The sequence below is a fragment of the Crossiella sp. NPDC003009 genome (assembly GCF_053591555.1).
In genome coordinates this window covers 1-17,998 of record NZ_JBSFUA010000044.1, presented here as the reverse complement: position 1 = coordinate 17,998, position 17,998 = coordinate 1, and the positions used below count along the sequence as shown (strand labels likewise).

Genomic DNA, 17,998 nt, shown 5'->3' with positions numbered 1-17,998 from the left:
GCGGGGTCTACCCGCGGTCGTCCACCGAGATCACCCAGGTCCCGCGGGTCCCGAAGCTGACGCCGCCCTCGGTGTTGGCCGAGATCGCCGCGCCGTACTGGTGCACCTCGATGGTCTCCAGCTGCGCGTCCGCCTCCGGCAGCTTCAGCGTGTACGCCAGCGTCTTGTTCGGCGCGAAGGCCTCGCTGCGCCCGTCGACCTTGCCGTTGTCCGGCTTGCGGTAGCGGAAGACCACCTGCCACGGCGTCTCGCCGATCCGCGGATCGACCGAGATCTTGACCTCCTGGCCCTTGGGCACCCGCAGCACCCCGCCGGCCTTCGGGTCGGCCTGGCAGTTCTCCACCTTCACGTCGCAGTACTGCGTGGGCTTCACCGCGAGCGACTTGCCGGCGGCGAACAGGGTCACCTCCGGCGGTCCGACCGGGGCGGCACAGGCGGCCACCCCGGACAGCGCGGCGGTGGCCAGCAGCAACGACAGTCCCTTACGCACGAACCCGACTGTAGGCCGTGTCCGGTGGATCTTGCACGCGACCGCCGGGCCCAGGCCGCCCCTGGCGGCGCCGCCGGAGCAGCCGAGTACGCCCCGGTACGAGGCTGCCCCGGCGGCACCGCCAGGAACGACCTGGACTCCGGCGCTCACGCACAAGATCCACCGGACACGGCCTATGTGGTGGCCGGCCGCAGCGGCCGGTCGCCTCCGAAGCCCGGGATCAGCGAGGAGCCGCGCCCGGCCAGCAGGGTCTGGGTGAAGCCGAGGGCCAGCAGCACCGAGACCACGGTGAAGCCGATCCAGTACTCCGGCGGCAGCAGCAGGCCGACCGCGCCGCCGAAGGTCCAGGCCAGCTGCAGCACGGTCTCCGAACGGCCGAAGGCCGAGGCCCGCGACTCCTCCGGCATGTCCCGCTGCACCACCGCGTCCAGGCACACCTTGGCCAGCGCGGAGGCGGTCGCGCCGACCAGGCCGACGATGGCCGCCGTGGTCAGCCCGCCGAAGATCGCGGCCACCACGGTGGCGGCCAGCGAGGACCCGACGCAGACCAGCAGCAGCTGGTCCGGCTTGCTGAAGCTCAGCCGCGCGCCGACCGCGCTGCCCACGAAGTTGCCCGCGCCCGCGGCCGCGCCGATCACGCCGAGCAGCAGCAGCTGCATGAACGGCTCGCCCTGGGTCTGCGCCTTCACCGCGAACGCGGCGAAGAGCATCAGGAACCCGGTGAGCACCCGCACGGTCGCGTTGGCCCATAACGTGACCACCAGCACCCGGCCCATCGGCTGCCGCTTCCGCTTCGGGTGCGCGCCCACCGAGGCGGGCACCTCGCCCTCGGTGACCTCCACCCAGGCCGGGATGCGCACGCAGGACCACACGCCGACCGCGCAGATCGCCGCGGTGAACCACAGCGCGCCCTGCGGCCCGAACAACTGGCCCAGCCCGGCCGCGATACCGCCGAAGGCCACGCTGGCCACCAGGCCGAACACGGTCAGCCGGGAGTTGGTCCGCACCAGGTCCAGCTCGTCGGGCAGCACCCTGGGTGTCACCGCGGCCTTGAGCACGCCGAAGGATCTGGACAGCACCATGCAGCCCAGCGCGGCCGGGTAGAGCGCCCAGTTGTCGAAGTTCAGCGCCATCACCGCGGCCAGCGCGATCCGCCCGGCGAAGGAAACCGCTAAAGCCAGCCGCCTGCCCTGCTGCATCCGGTCCAGCAGCGGGCCGACCACCGGGGCGACCAGCGCGAACGGGGCCACCGTGATCAACAGGTAGAGCGCGACCTTGCCCTTGCTCTCCGCGCTCGCGGCGGAGAAGAACAGCGTGTTGGCCATGGCCACCGCGATCGCGGCGTCCACGGCGTAGTTGAGCATGGTGGCGTAGGTCAGCGCGGCCAGCCCGGACTCGCGGGCGCCGTCGGCGGCCACCCCCCGGCGGAAGGCCCGCACCGCCTGCTGGGTGAGGTGCTTGCTCCGCCACATCATCACCCTGGTGACGGTGATCTTCTTCGGCGGCGCGGGCGCGTCCGGCTGAGCCGGCGGCGGTTCCTCCTCGTAGACCTCGTCCGGGTAGTACGGCGAGGGCGGCGGGCGGTGCGGCGGCCTGCCCGGCGGCGGTGGCGGGGCGGACCTCGGCGGAGGAGGGGGCGTGCGGCGGCGCACCGGCTCGGTGCGCCGCTCGCCCTGGTAGTCCGGGTCGTCCTCCCAGGGATAACTCCGGCCGCCCTCGGCAGGCGGTTCGTACCTGCGGGTGCGCCCGCGGCTGCCGTTGCGGGTCGGCTCGTCCGGTCCGGGTCGCATCACACTCCTAATCCTGCCGTACCGGAACGAACTTGACCCGGAACATGGCTGGCCAGAGCTTTCCGGTGAGCAGGAACTCCGCCGTGCCGGGGATGGCCGCGATGCCGTTGAGCACGTCCGCGCCCTCCTTCTGCTCCGCGCGGAGCAGCCCGCTGGCATCCACTACGGCGGTGACCGCGCCGGAGTTCGGGTCGATCCGCAGGATCTCCTCGGTCTGCCACACGTTGGCCCAGACCGCGCCGCCGACGCACTCCAGCTCGTTGAGCTTGCTCACGGTGGCGCCGGGGCGGTGCACAGTGACCGTGCCGGTCCGGGCGAAGGTCTTCGGGTCGCGGAAGCTCAGCGTGCCGGTGCCGTCACTCATCACCAGCCGGTCGCCGTCCTTGCACAGGCCCCAGCCCTCACCCTCCAGGCTGACCTGGTCGATCAGGGTCAGGTCGCGCCGGTTCCAGCGCAGCGCGTAGCCGTCCTGCCAGGTCAGCTGCCAGATCACGTCCCCGGCCACGGTGATGCCCTCGCCGAAGAAGCCGTTGGGCACCGCCGCCTGCCGGCGCACCTGGCCGGTCTCCCGGTCCACCTCGCGCAGGGTGGAGGACCCGGCCAGCCCGGTGCCCTCGTAGAGGGTGCCGTCGGCGATCTCCAGGCCCTGGGTGAAGGCGGTGTGGTCGTGCGGATGACTGGACAGCACCTCGGCGCGCAACCGTTGCGGTTCCGGATCGCTCGCGGCCGAGCAACCGGAAAACGCCAGGCTCGCGCACACCGCCGCGGTCAGTACCCTCACCACTCGCACGGTCACAGGGTGGCATGCCGCATCGGTGCTCGCCGATATGCGGCACAATCTGCTATGTGACCCCAACCTCCACTCCAGCCGAGCACCGGACCGACTCGATCGACGGCACGCAGGCGAGCGCCGCACTGGTGAACGCGGTCCCGCTGGCCCAGGCCGCGGCCGCGGAGGCCGCTGAGGGCGAGGAGGTCGGCGGGCACGTCGGCACCGCGGTCGAGGACCCGTCGGCCGTCACCCACTTCTTCGAGGCCGCGCACCCCGGCTACACCGGCTGGCGCTGGGCGGTCACCGTCTCCCAGGCAGGCGGCGAGGAACCGGTCACGGTCAGCGAGGTCGTGCTGCTGCCCGGCCCGCAGGCCCTGGTCGCCCCGGACTGGGTGCCGTGGAACCAGCGGGTCAAGGCCGGTGACCTCGGCGTCGGCGACCTGCTGCCCACCTCCCCCGACGACCACCGCCTGGTCCCCGGCTACCTGCACAGCGACGACCCCGCGGTCGAGGAGGTCAGCCGTGAGGTGGGCCTCGGCCGGATGCGGGTGCTGTCCTGGGAGGGCCGGGCGGAGGCCGCGGCCCGCTGGACCGGCGGCGACTTCGGACCGGGCAGCGACATGGCGCGCAGCGCGCCGGGCTCCTGCGCGGGCTGCGGGTTCTTCCTGCCGCTGGCCGGGTCGCTGCGCGCGGCGTTCGGGGTGTGCGGGAACGAGTACTCGCCCGCCGACGGCCGGGTGGTGCACGCGGAGTACGGCTGCGGCGCGCACTCCGAGGCCGAGGTGGACACCTCGCCGCTGGTGCCGGTGGCCGAGGTGATCTACGACGACGCGATGCTGGACGTCGAGCAGCGGCCCAGCCGCGCCGAGACCGCGCCGGCGACCGCGACCGCGGCTGCCGCGGAAGCCGCGACCGAGGCCGCGCCGGAGACTGCTGCGGAGGCCCCGTCCGAGGCTGCGCCGGAGCCCACCGCCGAGGCTGCGACCGAGGTCGCGGCTGAGCCGGTCGAGGCCGAGGCGATCCTGCCGGAGTCCCCCGCCGCGAACGAAGCCCAGGAGTGAGCGAGACCTTCCGCGCCGACGAGCTGCGCCAGGCGACCCTGGCGGCCTGGGCGTCCTCGCCGACCCGGTTCCGCGAGGACGCCAACGCCGAGGACGACCTGCGCTACGGCGGCTACCGCGACCGCCTCTTCGTCGAACTCGCCCAGAACGCCGCCGACGCGGCGGGCGCGGGCGGCATCCTGCGGGTCACCCTGGCCGGCCACGAGCTCAGGGTGGCCAACACCGGCGCCCCGCTGGACGCCGAGGGCGTGGCCGCGCTGGCCTCCCTGCGGGCCTCGGCCAAGCGCTCCGGCGGGGTCGGGCAGTTCGGGGTCGGGTTCGCCGCGGTGCTGGCGGTCAGCACCGAGCCGAGTGTGCGCTCGGCTGCCGGGGGTGTGCGGTTCTCCGCCGCGGACACCCTGGCCGAGGTGCGGGCCATCCCGGAGCTGGCCACCGAGCTGGCCGAGCGGGAGGACACCGTCCCGGTGCTGCGGCTGCCCTGGGCGGTCGAGCCCGAGCCGCTGCCGCCCGGCTTCGACACCGAGGTGCGCCTTCCTCTGTCCGGTGTGGACGGTCAGTCGCTGCTGGACCAGCTGGCCGGACAGGCCGAGGACCTGCTGCTCGCGCTGCCCGGGCTGAGCCGGATCGAGGTCGAGGACCAGGTCTGGACCAGGGTGGACCACCCGGACGGCGTGGCCGAGCTGAGCACGCCTGCCGGGCCGTCCCGCTGGGCGCTGCACCGGGAGTCCGGGCAGCTCGGCGAGGAGGTGCTGGCCGGTCTCGGGGTGGAGGCGCGGCGGCGCACCGGGTGGTCGGTGTGCTGGGCGGTGCGGCTGGACGAGTCCGGCACGCCCTGTCCCGCCGGGTCCGACGTGCTCTACGCGCCCACGCCCACCGACGAGCGGCTTTCCTTACCGGCCAGGCTGTTCGCCGGACTGCCGATCGAACCCTCCCGTCGTCGGCTGGCGCCGAGCCCGGCCGCGGACGCGGTGCTGCGGGCCGCCGCCGACTGCTACCCGCAGCTGCTGCTGGCGCTGCCCCCGGCCAGCCGGACCGCGCTGGTGCCGCTGCCGGAGTTCCCGCTCTCCGAGGTCGACGAGAAGCTGCGCGAGCTGGTGCTCACCGCGCTGACCAACGCCGAATGGCTGGTGGCCGCGGACAAGGCGGTGCTCTCCCCGCGTCAGGCCTGCCTGCTGGACGTGGCCGCGCCGGAGCTGGTCGAGCTGCTCGGGCCGTCACTGGGTGGGCTGCTGCCTGCCGAGCTGGCCGGGGCCGAGCACCTGCGCGCGCTGCAAGCCGTTGGCGTGCGCCGGATCCGGCTGCCCGAGGTGGTGGCCACCGTGGCGGGCGTGGACCGCGCGCCGGAGTGGTGGCACCGGCTCTACACCGCGCTGGCCCCGGTGGCCGAGGTCGACTCCACCGCCCGCGAGGAGCTGGGCGCGCTGCCGGTGCCGCTGGTCGACGGGCGCACCGTCACCGGCCCGCGCGGCGTGCTGCTGCCCGAGGTGGCCGACGACATCCTCACCGCGATGTCCACTGTGGACATCGGCCTGCGGGTGGTGCACCCCGCGGCCAAGCACCGGCTGCTGGAACGCCTCGGCGCCAAGTCCGTCGGCGCGGCCGAGCTGCTGGCGGAGCTGCGGCCCGCGGTGGAGCGCAGCGTGGAGGATCTGGAAGCCGGACTGGACACCGCCGCGCTCACCGACGTGGTGCTGCGCCTGGTCGAGCTGGCCGGACTGCGCAGGGGCGAGGCCCCGTGGCTGGCCGCGCTGGCCCTGCCGGACGAGCACGGCGACCCGCGCCGGGCCGATGAGCTGCTGCTGCCGGCCTCGCCGCTGCGCGCGGTGCTGGCGGAGGACAGCCCGCTCGGCGTGCTCGCCGCCGAGGTGGCCGAGCGCTGGGCGCCCGGCCTGCTCACCGCGATCGGCGTGCTGGACTCCTTCCCGATCATCGTGGACGAGTCGCCGGCCGGACCCGACCACGACCTGCCGGACGAGCAGGAGTGGTGGGACGAGGTGGCCGCCGCTCACCCGGCAGGCGAAGGCCCCCGGCAGATCATCGCGGTCGGCGACCTGGACCTGGTCGCCGAGGAGGCCTGGCCGGTCGCGCTGCGCCTGATCGCGGCGGATCCCCTTGCCTGGCAGGCACTTCGGCTGCGGGACGGGCACACCGCCTGGTGGCTGTCCCGGTTCGCGCTGATCGGCGGCCGCCCACCGAGGGACTGGCGCCGGGCCGACGTGGACGAGCTCAACGGCCTGTACGAGGTCGTCCCGGCCGAGGGGCTCAGCGATGAGCTCCTCGCCCTGCTGGGCGTCCGCGACTCGGTCGAAGTGTCCGATGTGGACGACGCCATCGACGTGCTGGCCCGACTGGCCGATCCGGACCGGCTGGTGCGCGAGGGCGTGGTGCTGCGCGCGCACGAGGCGCTCGCGGACGCGGTGAGCGAGGGCAGGGTGGACCCGGCCGAGGTGGAGCCGCCTGCCGCGGTCCGCTCGCTGGCCGGGACCGTGGTGGCCACCGAACGCGCGCTGGTGCTGGACGGCCCGTGGTGGCTGGCCGTGCTGGACCCGGCCGAGGTGGTCGCCGGCGGGGACGCCCCCGCGCTGGCCGACCTGCTCGACCTGCCCACTTCCGACGGCGACGAGGTGGTCAGCGCGGGCCGGGTGCAGCCGTGGGCGGAGCTGGACGGCGTGGTCGAGACCTGCGACCTGCTCGGCCTGGACTACCCCGACGGCGACCTGCACGTGCACGAAGAGCTGGTGGTGCTGGTCGACGAGACCCGGCACACCGTGCCCTGGTGGCTGGACCCCGACGGCGAGCTGCACACCACCGAGGACCCCCAGGGCCTGGCCCGCGCCCTGGCCTGGACCTTGGACCGCTGGGACGACCGGCACCTGCTGGCCGCCCTGCTCGCCGACCCGACCGCATCGACGCTGCTGCGCTGAGCGGGCGTACTCCTGACCTGTCCCCCATTCGGTGTCCGCATTTCCGGTGATGCGACCGCCGGTGGGGTGGATCAGACCGCGAATGGGCTCTGTCATCCGGACGATCGCGCTACGGTCGGGAGGGAGCGGTCGCGCACCACAGCCTGGGGGAGGCGTTGTGTTGATGCGAAGGGGGAGCGTTGAGGGGGAAGATCGCGGTCACCGCGGATCAGCTCAGGCAGGTGGGCAGGGGCCTTGTCACCACCGCTGACCAAGCGCAGCGGGACATCCGTGCCAACAGCGGTGCGCAGGACGGCGACGCGGCGGCGAACACCTCGTTCGCGCTGGCCCAGGCGCTGTCGCAGTGCGAGGACACCTGGTCGCAGACCCTGATCGCGGTGGCGACCAAGCTCGCGGTAGCCGGTGACAACCTGGAACTGACCGCCGTCACCTACACCCACGCCGAGGACACCGCGCGGTCCGGGCTGGCGCCGCGATGACCACGGTGGAGGAACTGCGTGAGGCCGAGCCAGGGGTGTTCACCCGCGCCGCGCAGCGCTGGCAGGAGCTGGCCAAGTCGATGACCAGCCGGGCCGGAGAAGCCACCCGGGGACTGGCTGGGCTGGACGAGTGGCGCGGGGCGGCGGCGGAGGCCGCCAAGCAGCAGATCGGCGACCAGCGGACTCGCCTGGACGACCTCGCCAAGGGGCTTTCCGGTATCCCGCCGGTGCTGCGGGAGGCGGGCGAGCGGCTGACCCGGCTACAAGCAGAGCTGCGTGACGAGCTGGCCACCGCGCGCGCGAACCACCTGCGGGTGGCCAGCGACGGCCTGGTGGTCGACGGCGCCGTGGTGGTGGCCACGCCGATGCCGCCGGGCGCGCCGAACCGGGCTCAACTGTGCGCGGATCTGACGACCAGCGTGCGCGACATCCTCCGCCAGGCCGCGACCGTGGACGCCGAGGCCGCGGCCGCGCTGCGCCGCATCACCCAGGAGTCCACCGGCATGGCGCCCGGTGGCATCCAGGTGTGCACTCCGGCCAGTGCCACCATCCCGGCGGCGGGGACCTCGCCGGCGGAGGTGAAGCGGTGGTGGGACGGGTTGAGCATCGCCGACCGGGAGTCGTTGCTGGCCACCGACGGCGCCCGGATCGGCGCGCTGGACGGGGTTCCGGCCGTGGTGCGGGATCGAGCCAACCGGGTGGTACTGGCCGGGTTGCAGGCCAGCCTGTCCGAGGAGAAGACCCGGCTGTCGGCCAAGCCGCACCTCACTCATGACGACCAGCAGCGCTTGGTGGAGCTGACGGACAAGCTCAAGGGGCTGGACGCGATCACCCAACGTCTGCGGGCGACCCCGGATGCCGGTAAGCAACCGGCTTTCCTGCTGGGTGTCAACGCCGACGGCAACGGGCGGGCGATCGTGGCGATGGGCAACCCGGACACCGCGAAGAACGTGGCCACGCTGGTACCGGGCACCGGCTCGAACCTGGCCGACGGCGGCGGTTACCTGGAGCGGGCCGACCGCATGGTGACCGCCGCGCGGCAGGCGGGGTCGGAGTCCACCTCGGTGATCAGCTGGGTCGGCTACGACGCTCCGCAGTCGCCGCTGCCGGACGCGGCTGGTGAGAGCTACGCCCAGAACGCCAGGGAGGGCTTGGCGCGCTTCCAGGAGGGACTGCGTGCCACGCACGAGGGCCAGCCTTCGCACAACACGGTGGTGGGGCACAGCTACGGGTCGACCGTGGTCGGGCACACCGCGCGGGACCTGGGGCTCAAGGCCGACGACCTGGTCTTCATCGGCAGCCCCGGGGTCGGCGTCGAGCGGGCCGACCAGCTCAACATCCCGCCGGAGCGCGTGCACGCGAGTGTCGCCGAACACGACGCCATCAACGCGACCAACGTCCCGATCGGGCTGGACCGGGACAACGTGCCGATCTTCGACCCGCACGGGCCGGATCCCGCTGATCAGCGCTTCGGCGGCAAGGTGTTCACCTCCGACCCGGGCACATCCAACCTGGGGTTGCCGAGCATTGCGGCGCACATGGAGTACTGGGACATCACGAACAAGTCGCTGCGGAACATGGGAAAGATCATTGCCGGTGAGCCGACGGACTAGAGGACTGCTCGTGCTGGGTGCCGTGGTGGTGCTCGGCGTGGCCGCGCTGGTTGTCTACACGTGGACGGGGAGAGTTGTGCAGCCGACCATCACTCAGCAGGAAGCCACCGAGCGGGTGGATGGCTACATCCGCGCGGCCATCGCGCAACTTCCAGCCGATGCCGGTTTTACCCAGGTGGTGGCTGATGTCGTGTCCTGTGAGCCGTCCTCGGACAACGGTCCCCAAGGCCGGAAGGTGGTCTCCAGGGCGTTCGAGACCACGGCGGTGCCGGTGGAGGAGTTCAACCGGGTGTTCGACACCCTCAAGAGCTACTGGGTGGGCAACGGTTACGTGGTGTTGGACGACTCGCGGCCGAAGGACTGGTACCTGTGGGTGCAGCACCAGCCGGATGAGTTCCGGCTCAGCGTGCAGGGCAACGCCCGCGGGCTGCTGGCCATCAACGCGAGTTCGCCTTGCGTGTGGCCGAACGGGACGCCCGACCCCCAGTAGACCGATCCTCGCTGCCTACACCCCGGTCTGCGCCGAGCGGGACCCGCGCCGGGCCGCCGCCCGCTGCCAGGCGATCACGGCCAGCCCGACGAACCCGAGCAGTCCGCCGACCAGGCAGGTCCAGGTCCACACCGACTCGGTGCCGCGCAGCGTGAGCAGCACCACGAACGCGACGAAGAACACCCCGGTGCCGACCGACACCGCGGGCACCGCGTCCACCAGGCCACGGGGCAGGGCGGGCGGGGGCGGGGGTGTTTGCCTGTTCGTAACCGGGCTGGGTTCGCTTCTCTCGGCCACGTCAGGCAGGCTACCTGCCGAAACGACGGCCAGTGGCAGCAGGGAGGAACCGCGGTGGCCAAGACAGGGGTCCCGTCCGGTCTCGACCGGTTCTTCAAGATCTCCGAGCGGGGTTCTTCGGTCAGCAGGGAGGTCCGCGGCGGGCTGGTCACCTTCGTGACCATGGCCTACATCGTGGTGCTCAACCCGCTGATCCTGGGCAGCTTCTCCGCTGAGGACGCCGGGGCGAAGAAGGACGTGCTCGGCGCGATCCTGCCGGTGCCGCAGGTGGCCGCGGTGACCGCGCTGGTCGCCGGGGCGATGACCATCCTGTTCGGACTGATCGCGAACTACCCGTTCGCCATCGCCACCGGGCTCGGCATCAACAGCCTGGTCGCGGTCACCATCGCCCCGCAGGTCACCTGGCCGGAGGCGATGGGCCTGATCGTGGTCAACGGCCTGGTGGTGCTGCTGCTGGTGGTCACCGGGTTCCGCACCGCGGTGTTCAACTCGGTGCCCGCGCCGCTCAAAGCCGCCATCGCGGTCGGCATCGGGCTGTTCATCTGCCTGATCGGCCTGGTCGACGCCGGGTTCGTCCGCCGCATCCCGGACGCCGCGGGCACCACCGTGCCGGTCAGCCTCGGCATCGGCGGCTCGATCGCCTCCTGGCCGACGCTGGTGTTCGTGGTCGGCCTGGTGGGCACCGCGATCCTGGTGGCACGCAAGGTCCGCGGCGCGATCCTGATCGGCGTGCTGGGCAGCACCGTGCTGGCCATCGTGATCGAGGCCCTGGTCAACGCGGGCCCGTCCAAGGGCAGCAACCCGCGCGGCTGGAACCTCGGCTACCCCGCCCTGCCGGAGAGCGTGTTCAGCCTGCCGGACCTGTCGCTGTTCGGCGAGGTCTCCTTCGGCGCCTGGACCCGGCTGCCCGCGCTGGCCGCCGCGATGCTGGTGTTCACCCTGGTGCTGACCGACTTCTTCGACACCATCGGCACCATGACCGGCCTCGGCAAGGAAGCCGGGCTGGTGGACAAGGACGGGCAGCTGCCCAACACCAGCAAGGCGCTGTTCGTCGACGGGGTGGCCGCGGTCGCCGGTGGCGTCGCCTCCAGCTCCTCCAACACCGTCTACATCGAGTCCGCGGCCGGTATCGCCGAGGGCGCCCGCACCGGACTGGCCAACGTGGTCACCGGCCTGCTGTTCCTGGCCGCCATGTTCTTCACCCCGCTGTACCAGGTGATCCCGGTGGAGGCGGCCGCACCGGCGCTGGTGATCGTCGGCGCGCTGATGATGACCCAGATCGTGGACATCGACTTCACCGACTTCACCGTGGCCCTGCCGGCCTTCCTGACCATCGTGGTGATGCCGTTCACCTACTCCATCGCCAACGGCATCGGCGCGGGCTTCGTCAGCTACGTGGCTCTGAAAACCGCCACCGGCAAGGCCCGCGAGATCCACCCGCTGATGTGGGTGGTCGCGGTGGCCTTCCTGCTCTACTTCGGCATCGGGCCGCTGCGCGCGCTTTTCCTCTAGAGGCAGGCCGCCAGTCGCGGCCACCGAACGGCGTCCGCCGCGCGCACTGCTCCGGCCGCCGAACGGGCGGAGCAGGAAGACCCGGTTGACACCCCCTGTGACCGGGGCCACCCTTGGTTGATCAATTCTGGGGTGGCAGCGACAACATGGCGAGCAGACTTCGGCGCACGTTCGAACGGACCGGCCTGTACACGGCAGCGTGCCTGTCCATCGCGGTCGCCGTGGCGGACCTGGCGGGCTGGCTGGACCTGATCGCGCCGGGCGGGACCATCCAGAAGATCACCCTGCTGGTGCTGGGTTCGATGGCCCTGGTGGTGACGCTGGAGGTCGACGGCTTCGCCAAGCTCGACGAGATCGACGCCAAGGTGGACGCGGTGCGGCGGGCCGTCGCGCAGGGCTTCGAGCAGGGGCTGGTCGCGGTGCACCCGAACCTGGCCAACGAGGACTACATCCGCTACGTCAAGCAGGCGCGGCAGGTGACGATCCTGAACACCTGGATCCCCAACCTGCAACGGCTGAAGGAGTCGCTGGGCGAGGCGCTGGACCGGCGCGCGGAGGTCCGCATCCTGTTGCTGTACCCCAACTCGATGGTGGCCTCGCTGCGGGACGACGCGCTGCGCGCCCGGGGCAGGTCCAACCCCGAGTGGAACGTCAGGAGCGGGGTGCGGCACAACCTCGGCATCCTCAAGGAGCTGGTGACCGAGAAACGCCGCCGGGCAGGCCACCTGAAGGTGAAGGTGTTCAACTCGCTGCCCTCGGCCGCGGTGTACAAGGCGGACACGCATTACTACGTCAGCGTGTTCCTGCACGGCCAGCTCGCGATCGAGTCACCGCAGCTGGAGATCCAGGGCTCCGGCAGCCTGCTCGGGCGGCAGTTCCAGCAGGAGCTGGACACGCTGTGGGAGATCGGCGTGGAGATCGACCCGCTGGACTGGGAACGCGATCTGGAACGGAAACGACTGTGACTGGGGCGACGATGGCACATGAACTGGACGAGTTCGAGGACGGCTTGATCGCGCGGTTCCGCGCGCACCCGGTGCTGGCGAACGTGGCGGGGCTGCCCGAAAGCCAGTTCCACGCGGTGCTGTTGCAGCGGCGGTTCCTGTCGCTGGCCTTCACCCCCGCCTACGACCTCGCGATCGACCTGCTGACCGACGAGCGCAGCGTGCGGATCGCCAGGGTGATCCTGCGCGAGGAGTACCCCGGCGAGGACGGGCGCAGCCTGTCGCACCGCGAGGAGATGAAGGAGGACATCCTCCGGCTCGGTGTGCCGCGCGCCGACCTGGTCACCAGCAGGCCGACCCGGGCGACCCTGGAGGCGATCACCGCGACCTTCGAGCTGATCAGCGAGGCCGGCGCGCGCGAGCACGCGGACGCCGGCCTGCTGACGGTGCTGCGGTTCTGGGGCGAGGTGCTGGTCGCGGTGGAGTACGAGCAGCTGTGGCAGCGGATCGGGCCGGTGCTGGGCGACCGGTCGACGTTCTACCTGCCGCACAAGGTGCACGACGCCAAGGTCCGCCCGCTCGCGGAGTTCTCGCCGCTGGCCTGCACCCACTCCGACCAGCTCGGCGTCCAGCTGTGGCAGGCGCTCGGCTCGGCCGGGGAATGGGACTGCTTCAAGCGCACCGAAGAGGCCATCGTGCGGATCAAGACCGCCTTCTACGACCAGTTCACCGCGAACTAGCGGTCGTGCCCTGGTGGTCAGCCCACCGACCACAGCTGGTTCGCGCCGCGGTGCGGGTGGTAGACCACGATGTCCGCGCCGTTGGCCGGGTTGAAGTCGCCCACGTCCACCGCGAGCCCGTTGTCCGCCGCGCGCAGCACCCGCAGCGCGGGGTGGTAGGTCCAGCGCTGCCCGTCGCCGCCGCAGGGCTGCACGGTCACCAGGTGCGGGGCGGGCGGGTTGTCCGGGCCGTGGTCAAGGCAGCCGCCGCTGCGCACCTCGACCCGGCCGTCCGCGCGCTGGGTGAAGCGCTGGGCGTTGGTGCCGTTGCAGTCCCACAGCTGGACCTTGGTGCCCGGCGCGGACGAACCGCCCGCGACGTCCAGGCAGCGGCCGCCGGGCAGGTCGGTGTGCAGCATCGAGTCGACCAGACGCGGGCCGCCCGCCGGGGTCCAGCTCTGGTTCGGGCTGCCCCTCGGGTGCCACAGGCCCAGTTCCGCGCCGCTGTCCGCGCGGTTGCCGAAGACGTCCAGCACCAGGTCGTTCGGCGCGGTGAGGACGCGTTTCGCGGTGTCGTAGCCGAAGATCTGGCCGTCGCCGCCGCAGACCTGGATGGTGACCACCCGACCTGCGGCGGGGTTGCCGTCGCCGTAGTCGAGGCAGCCGCCGCTGTCCAGCGTGATCCGGCCGTCGGCGCGCAGGGTGACCCGCTGCGCGTTGGTGCCGTTGCAGTCCCACAGCTGCACCTTGGTGCCGGGGGTCGCGCGGGCGCCGTCGGCGTCGATGCAGCGCTCGCCCGGCTGGTCGGTGGTGACCGCCTGCGCGGTGAAGGTGGGCCTGCGGGCCGGTGGCGGGTCGAAGCGCACCGGCACCGACACGCTCGGCGTGCCGACGGCGGTGAGCAGGAACAGCATGTGGTAGCCGGGCAGCACGGCGGCCGAGCCGGCAGGCGCGCGCACCGTCAGCTGACCATCCACAGTGGACTCAACGGTGAGCTCGACGTGCCGCTGGGTGGTGTTCACCGCGTGCGTGGACGCGCTGGGGGAGACCAGCACCGCCCGAGCAGGCGGGGCCTCGCCGCTGTAGTGCACGGTGAAGGACTGGCCGTACTGGAGCACCTCGGGCGCGTGCGTGATGCTCGGCCGGGGGCCGCGGAAGAGGTTGGCCGGCTGGTAGATCTCGATCGAGCCGAGCAGGTTGTCGTTCTTGTTCGTGTCCCTGGTCATCTGCTGGAACTCGTCCCCGGTGACCAGCACCCGGCCGTCGGCCAGCAGCACCGCGTTGGAGTGGTAGCCGCGCAGCATCGCCGAGGACGGGCCCAGCTGCCAGGCGCGGGTGGCCGGGTCGTACAGCTCGACCTGGCGGTAGCGCTGGTCGCCGTCGGCCACCTTGTGCCCGGCGCCGTAGTCGCGCAGCTGGTCGCCGGTCTCGCCGTTGACCGAGAGCACCTTGCCGTCGGGCAGCAGCACCAGGTTGTCGTTGTTGCGGCTGAACGCGCGGGCGCTGTCCGGCTGCCACTTGCCGGAGGCCGAGTCCAGCCGCAGCGCCTTCGGATCACCGGTGCTGCCGCTGGTCAGCAGTGCCTGGGTGGGGCCCTGCGCGCCGCCGGGCAGCGGCACCGCCGGGCCGTAGCGGCGAATCAGGCCGTCCGGCCGGTCCGGCAGCCGTTGCGCCGACCAGGAGCTGGTGTCCAGCCGCTGCTGCTGGTCCGCGCCGCGGCCGAGCAGGTAGGTGGAGCCGTCGGCCAGGGTGAGCGCCTGCGGGTAGTCCCAGGTGAACACCTGCACCGGCGCGGTCTCGCTGGGCAGGTTGGTCGCGTTCCGCTGGGCGACACCGGGAATCGGGGTGTTCCTGGCCGGGAAGATCTCGGTCTTGGCGGTCAGCCAGCCGTTGTCGTCCTCGCCGGAGACGGTGCCCACCCGGCCGTCCGGGGTGAGGAAGGAGGTCGGGTACCAGCGGCCGACGGACATGTCCTGCTGCCGGTGCCAGGTCTCGGTCCACGGGTCGAAGGTGAACACCAGCCTGGCCCCGGAGAGCTGCCCGTCCTTGGCCAGGTTGCCGCCGAAGACGGCCAGGTTCCCGTTGGGCAGGAACGCCATCCCGGTGCAGAACAGCGGCGCGGGCCTGGGCTGCCCGGAGCCGTCCGGCAGGTCCACCACCGGCGGCGGCACGGACTTCCACGCGGTCGCGCCGGTGCCGGCCTTCGGGTCCCACAGGTAGGCGCGGCCGCGGTTGCGCGCGCCGACGGTGTAGGTCGGGCTGGTCTCCTCCTGGGGGTTCTTGGTGACCTCGTCGAAGCTGAAGGAGAGCACCTTGCCGGTGGGCAGCACCGCCACGTGCACGCCGTAGTCCGGCGAGGGGTGGGCCGCGCCGCTGGTCTCGAACCGGCCGACCTCGTGCGCCGGACCCGGTGGCGGCGGGGTCTCGCCCGGCGCGTCGAACCTGGCGTGCGGATCGGCCTTGCGGCCCTCGCGCAGCGCGCGCTTCCTGGCCTCCAGGTGCTCGCGCGCGTGCCGCTCGCCGAGGACCTTGCGCTCCTGCTCGTACAGGTGCTCCGGCGTCTCCCGGTCCGGGCTGGCCCCCGGCGGCAGCGCGTGCCCGTGGGTGGCGTGCTGGTGGGGCGGGGCGGCCACGGCCGTCCCCGCGAGTAGTAGGGACAGCACAACTCCAGGCAGCACTGCGCGCACGCCGAACCACGCCTTCCGTCACGGTGATGGCTGGGCGCGGTCCTTCCCCGGCAGGCAGCCCTGTTTCCATTGACGGCGCAAGCGACTGCCCTGGGTAGCGCCGAATGGCGGTATCCGGCTGGGTGGCATGGGACAAAAAGCACAGTCAGGCCGAAAGTCGTTTGGTATGCTAAGGATGTGCCGGAGTTCGAGACAGAGCCCACCCTCGCCAGCCGGTTGCGGCTGTCCGTCGTGCGGCTCAACCGCAGGCTCCGCGCGCAGCGCACCGACTCCACCGTCACGCTGACCCAGCTGTCCGCGCTGTCCTGCCTGTTCAAGTGCGGACCGCTGACCCCTGGTGAGCTGGCGGGCAAGGAAGGCGTGCAGCCGCCCTCGATGACGAGGGTGATCGCCGCGCTGGAAGACCACGGCTTCGCCACCCGGCGTCCGCATCCTACGGACGGCAGGCAGGCGATCGTGGAGATCAGCGAGCAGGGGCGGGCGTTCATCCGGGCCGATGTGCGGGCCCGGGAACGCTGGCTGGACAAGCAGTTGGCCGAGCTCGACGACTCGGACCGGGCAGTGCTGGCCCGGGCCGCCGAGATCATAGACAGGATGGCGGGGCAGTAACGGGTGACCACCTACGCGGAACGTGAGCCGGAACAGCGTCCGACCGACGACTCAACCCATCCGCGTAGCAGTCCAACCCCGGCAAAGCGCCCAGGCATGTTCGCCTCGCTGCGCACCCGCAACTACCGCTACTTCATCGCGGGCCAGATCGTCTCGCTGATCGGCGTGTGGATGCAGCGGGTCGCCCAGGACTGGCTGGTCCTGGACCTCTCGCACGGCAACGCGATCGCGCTCGGCATCGCGATGGCCCTGCAGTTCGCGCCCACCCTGGTGTTCTCGCTGTGGGCGGGCGTGCTGGCCGACCGGATGGACAAGCGCAAGCTGCTGATCGGCCTGCAGACCGCGATGGGCCTGTGCGCGCTGGTGCTCGGCCTGCTGGCGGTCACCGGCGCCGCGCAGCTCTGGCACGTCTACGCGCTCTGCCTGGCGCTGGGCTGCTTCACCGCGGTGGAGACGCCGGTGCGGCAGTCCTTCGTGGTGGAGATGGTCGGCAAGGACCAGGTCACCAACGCGGTCGCGCTGAACTCGATGAACTTCAACATGGCCCGGATCACCGGCCCGGCCATCGCGGGCGTGCTGATCACGCTGATCGGCACCGGCTGGGTGTTCCTGCTCAACGCGGCCACCTTCGGCGCGGTGATCCTCGGCCTGGCCCTGATGAACCCAGCCCAGCTGCACCGCAACCCGCCGGTGCCCAGGGCCAAGGGCCAGCTGCGCGAGGGCCTGCGCTACGTCCGCGGCCGCAAGGACCTGGTCGTGGTGATGGTGCTGGTGTTCTTCGTCAGCACCTTCGGCCTGAACTTCAGCAGCACGCTGGCGGTGGTGGCGCGCAACGTCTTCGGCCGCGACGCCGACGGCTACGGCCTGCTCTCCACCCTGCTGGCCGCGGGCACCTTCCTCGGCGCGCTGCTGGCCGCCCGGCGCAGCACCAAGGGCAAGCCCAGGCTGCGGGTGATGATCGGCGGCGCGGCGGTGTTCGGGGTGCTGGAGATCGTGCTCGGCCTGATGCCCACCTTCACCGCGCTGGGCCTGGTGCTGATCCCCACCGGCATCGCCGTGATGACGTTCACAACCACGGCCAACTCGACCGTGCAGCTGGCCGTCCGGCCGGACATGCGCGGCCGGGTGATGGGCCTGTACATGCTGGTCTTCCTGGGTGGCACCCCGCTGGGCAGCCCGGTGATGGGATGGATCGCGCAGGAGTACGGCGGGCAGATGCCGCTGCTGGTGGGCGGGGTGGTCTCGCTGCTGGCCGCAATCGTCTGCGGAGCCGTTCTGGCAGGTCGCGGCGGCATGCGCTGGCCGGTCGGCCGCTGGCCACTCTTCCGGGCGAGAAGGCGTGGGTTGACCGAGGAGTGAAGTAAGGCTAACCTAAGTCTTGTCCGCTTCGTGGTGGGAGCGGCAGTCAGTTCGGGAACAGAGTGAGGCCCCGGCTCCGCGAGGAGTCCGGGGCCTCACTCTTTCTCGGCGACGTCAACTTGTCGGAGCATCCACCGCCGAAGCCTGGGTTGCCGCGCTCAGGGGAGCAGCAGGCCGTTCTTGCCCGCGCGGGCGTCCTCGAAGCGCTTGCCGACCTCGGTCCAGTCGACGATGTTCCACAGCGCGTTGATG

The 17,998-nt window shown here is 72.0% G+C and carries 15 protein-coding genes and 1 pseudogene; 10 read left to right on the top strand and 6 right to left on the bottom strand.

The genetic code is table 11. The annotated features are described in order from the left end of the window. Positions 1–7: 7 nt before the first annotated feature. From ACWDY5_RS32760 to ACWDY5_RS32750, 3 genes are all read right to left on the bottom strand, one after another. Positions 8–490 (bottom strand): DUF2771 family protein, encoded by a 483-nt coding sequence (locus ACWDY5_RS32760; RefSeq protein ID WP_449726011.1) that lies wholly within the window; start codon positions 488–490, stop codon positions 8–10. A gap of 173 nt (positions 491–663) precedes the next feature. Further along, positions 664–2,280, bottom strand: a complete 1,617-nt coding sequence (locus tag ACWDY5_RS32755; protein WP_449726010.1) for an MFS transporter — start codon at positions 2,278–2,280, stop codon at positions 664–666. 7 nt (positions 2,281–2,287) lie between these two features. Next, positions 2,288–3,070: a glutaminyl-peptide cyclotransferase gene (locus ACWDY5_RS32750; protein ID WP_449726009.1), complete on the bottom strand. Its 783-nt coding sequence runs from the start codon at positions 3,068–3,070 to the stop codon at positions 2,288–2,290. Between the two features lie 56 nt (positions 3,071–3,126). On the opposite strand from ACWDY5_RS32750, the gene ACWDY5_RS32745 reads away from it, so the two are divergent. From ACWDY5_RS32745 to ACWDY5_RS32725, 5 genes are all read left to right on the top strand, one after another. Further along, the gene (locus ACWDY5_RS32745) at positions 3,127–4,113 is read left to right on the top strand and encodes a DUF3027 domain-containing protein (RefSeq protein WP_449726008.1); all 987 of its coding nucleotides are present in this window, start codon (positions 3,127–3,129) and stop codon (positions 4,111–4,113) included. Continuing rightward, positions 4,110–7,037, top strand: a complete 2,928-nt coding sequence (locus ACWDY5_RS32740) for a sacsin N-terminal ATP-binding-like domain-containing protein (RefSeq protein WP_449726007.1) — start codon at positions 4,110–4,112, stop codon at positions 7,035–7,037. Before ACWDY5_RS32745 ends, ACWDY5_RS32740 begins: the two co-directional genes overlap by 4 nt. Before the next feature lie 179 nt (positions 7,038–7,216). Beyond that, a complete protein-coding gene (locus tag ACWDY5_RS32735; RefSeq protein WP_449726006.1) occupies positions 7,217–7,516 on the top strand; it encodes a hypothetical protein in 300 nt (99 codons plus the stop codon). Beyond that, positions 7,513–9,129 carry an alpha/beta hydrolase gene (locus tag ACWDY5_RS32730; RefSeq protein ID WP_449726005.1) on the top strand — a complete coding sequence of 539 codons (1,617 nt, stop codon included), beginning with the start codon at positions 7,513–7,515 and terminating at the stop codon, positions 9,127–9,129. Before ACWDY5_RS32735 ends, ACWDY5_RS32730 begins: the two co-directional genes overlap by 4 nt. Beyond that, a complete protein-coding gene (locus tag ACWDY5_RS32725; RefSeq protein ID WP_449726004.1) occupies positions 9,113–9,619 on the top strand; it encodes a hypothetical protein in 507 nt (168 codons plus the stop codon). The genes ACWDY5_RS32730 and ACWDY5_RS32725 overlap by 17 nt, the downstream gene beginning before the upstream one ends. Positions 9,620–9,634: 15 nt before the next feature. Here the strand turns inward: ACWDY5_RS32725 and ACWDY5_RS32720 are convergent, their stop codons facing one another. Next, the gene (locus ACWDY5_RS32720; protein ID WP_252482364.1) at positions 9,635–9,916 is read right to left on the bottom strand and encodes a DUF2530 domain-containing protein; all 282 of its coding nucleotides are present in this window, start codon (positions 9,914–9,916) and stop codon (positions 9,635–9,637) included. Positions 9,917–9,970: 54 nt separating this feature from the next. On the opposite strand from ACWDY5_RS32720, the gene ACWDY5_RS32715 reads away from it, so the two are divergent. The 3 genes from ACWDY5_RS32715 (at position 9,971) to ACWDY5_RS32705 (ending at position 13,112) form a co-directional block, all read left to right on the top strand. Further along, positions 9,971–11,428 (top strand): NCS2 family permease, encoded by a 1,458-nt coding sequence (locus ACWDY5_RS32715; RefSeq protein ID WP_449726003.1) that lies wholly within the window; start codon positions 9,971–9,973, stop codon positions 11,426–11,428. A 146-nt stretch (positions 11,429–11,574) separates the two neighbouring features. Beyond that, positions 11,575–12,393, top strand: a complete 819-nt coding sequence (locus ACWDY5_RS32710; protein ID WP_449726002.1) for a hypothetical protein — start codon at positions 11,575–11,577, stop codon at positions 12,391–12,393. A gap of 11 nt (positions 12,394–12,404) precedes the next feature. Then, positions 12,405–13,112 (top strand): hypothetical protein, encoded by a 708-nt coding sequence (locus tag ACWDY5_RS32705; RefSeq protein WP_449726001.1) that lies wholly within the window; start codon positions 12,405–12,407, stop codon positions 13,110–13,112. 17 nt (positions 13,113–13,129) lie between these two features. Here ACWDY5_RS32705 and ACWDY5_RS32700 read toward each other — a convergent pair whose 3' ends face one another. Further along, positions 13,130–15,724, bottom strand: coding sequence for a ricin-type beta-trefoil lectin domain protein (locus ACWDY5_RS32700; protein ID WP_449726000.1), 2,595 nt, complete (start codon positions 15,722–15,724; stop codon positions 13,130–13,132). Positions 15,725–15,955: 231 nt separating this feature from the next. On the opposite strand from ACWDY5_RS32700, the gene ACWDY5_RS32695 reads away from it, so the two are divergent. Further along, positions 15,956–16,387 (top strand): MarR family winged helix-turn-helix transcriptional regulator, encoded by a 432-nt coding sequence (locus tag ACWDY5_RS32695; protein ID WP_252482369.1) that lies wholly within the window; start codon positions 15,956–15,958, stop codon positions 16,385–16,387. A 96-nt stretch (positions 16,388–16,483) separates the two neighbouring features. Continuing rightward, positions 16,484–17,746, top strand: a complete 1,263-nt coding sequence (locus ACWDY5_RS32690; RefSeq protein ID WP_449725999.1) for an MFS transporter — start codon at positions 16,484–16,486, stop codon at positions 17,744–17,746. 158 nt (positions 17,747–17,904) lie between these two features. Here the strand turns inward: ACWDY5_RS32690 and ACWDY5_RS32685 are convergent. Next, positions 17,905–17,998 (bottom strand): annotated as a pseudogene (locus ACWDY5_RS32685) (superoxide dismutase); the annotation flags it as partial.

Bases quoted from the DNA above. Each gene is read 5' to 3' on its own strand.
- ACWDY5_RS32705 (WP_449726001.1), top strand. From the start codon at position 12,405: ATGGCACATGAACTGGACGAGTTCGAGGACGGCTTGATCGCGCGGTTC.
- ACWDY5_RS32690 (WP_449725999.1), top strand. From the start codon at position 16,484: ATGTTCGCCTCGCTGCGCACCCGCAACTACCGCTACTTCATCGCGGGC.
- ACWDY5_RS32755 (WP_449726010.1), bottom strand. From the start codon at position 2,280: ATGCGACCCGGACCGGACGAGCCGACCCGCAACGGCAGCCGCGGGCGC.
- ACWDY5_RS32710 (WP_449726002.1), top strand. From the start codon at position 11,575: ATGGCGAGCAGACTTCGGCGCACGTTCGAACGGACCGGCCTGTACACG.
- ACWDY5_RS32730 (WP_449726005.1), top strand. From the start codon at position 7,513: ATGACCACGGTGGAGGAACTGCGTGAGGCCGAGCCAGGGGTGTTCACC.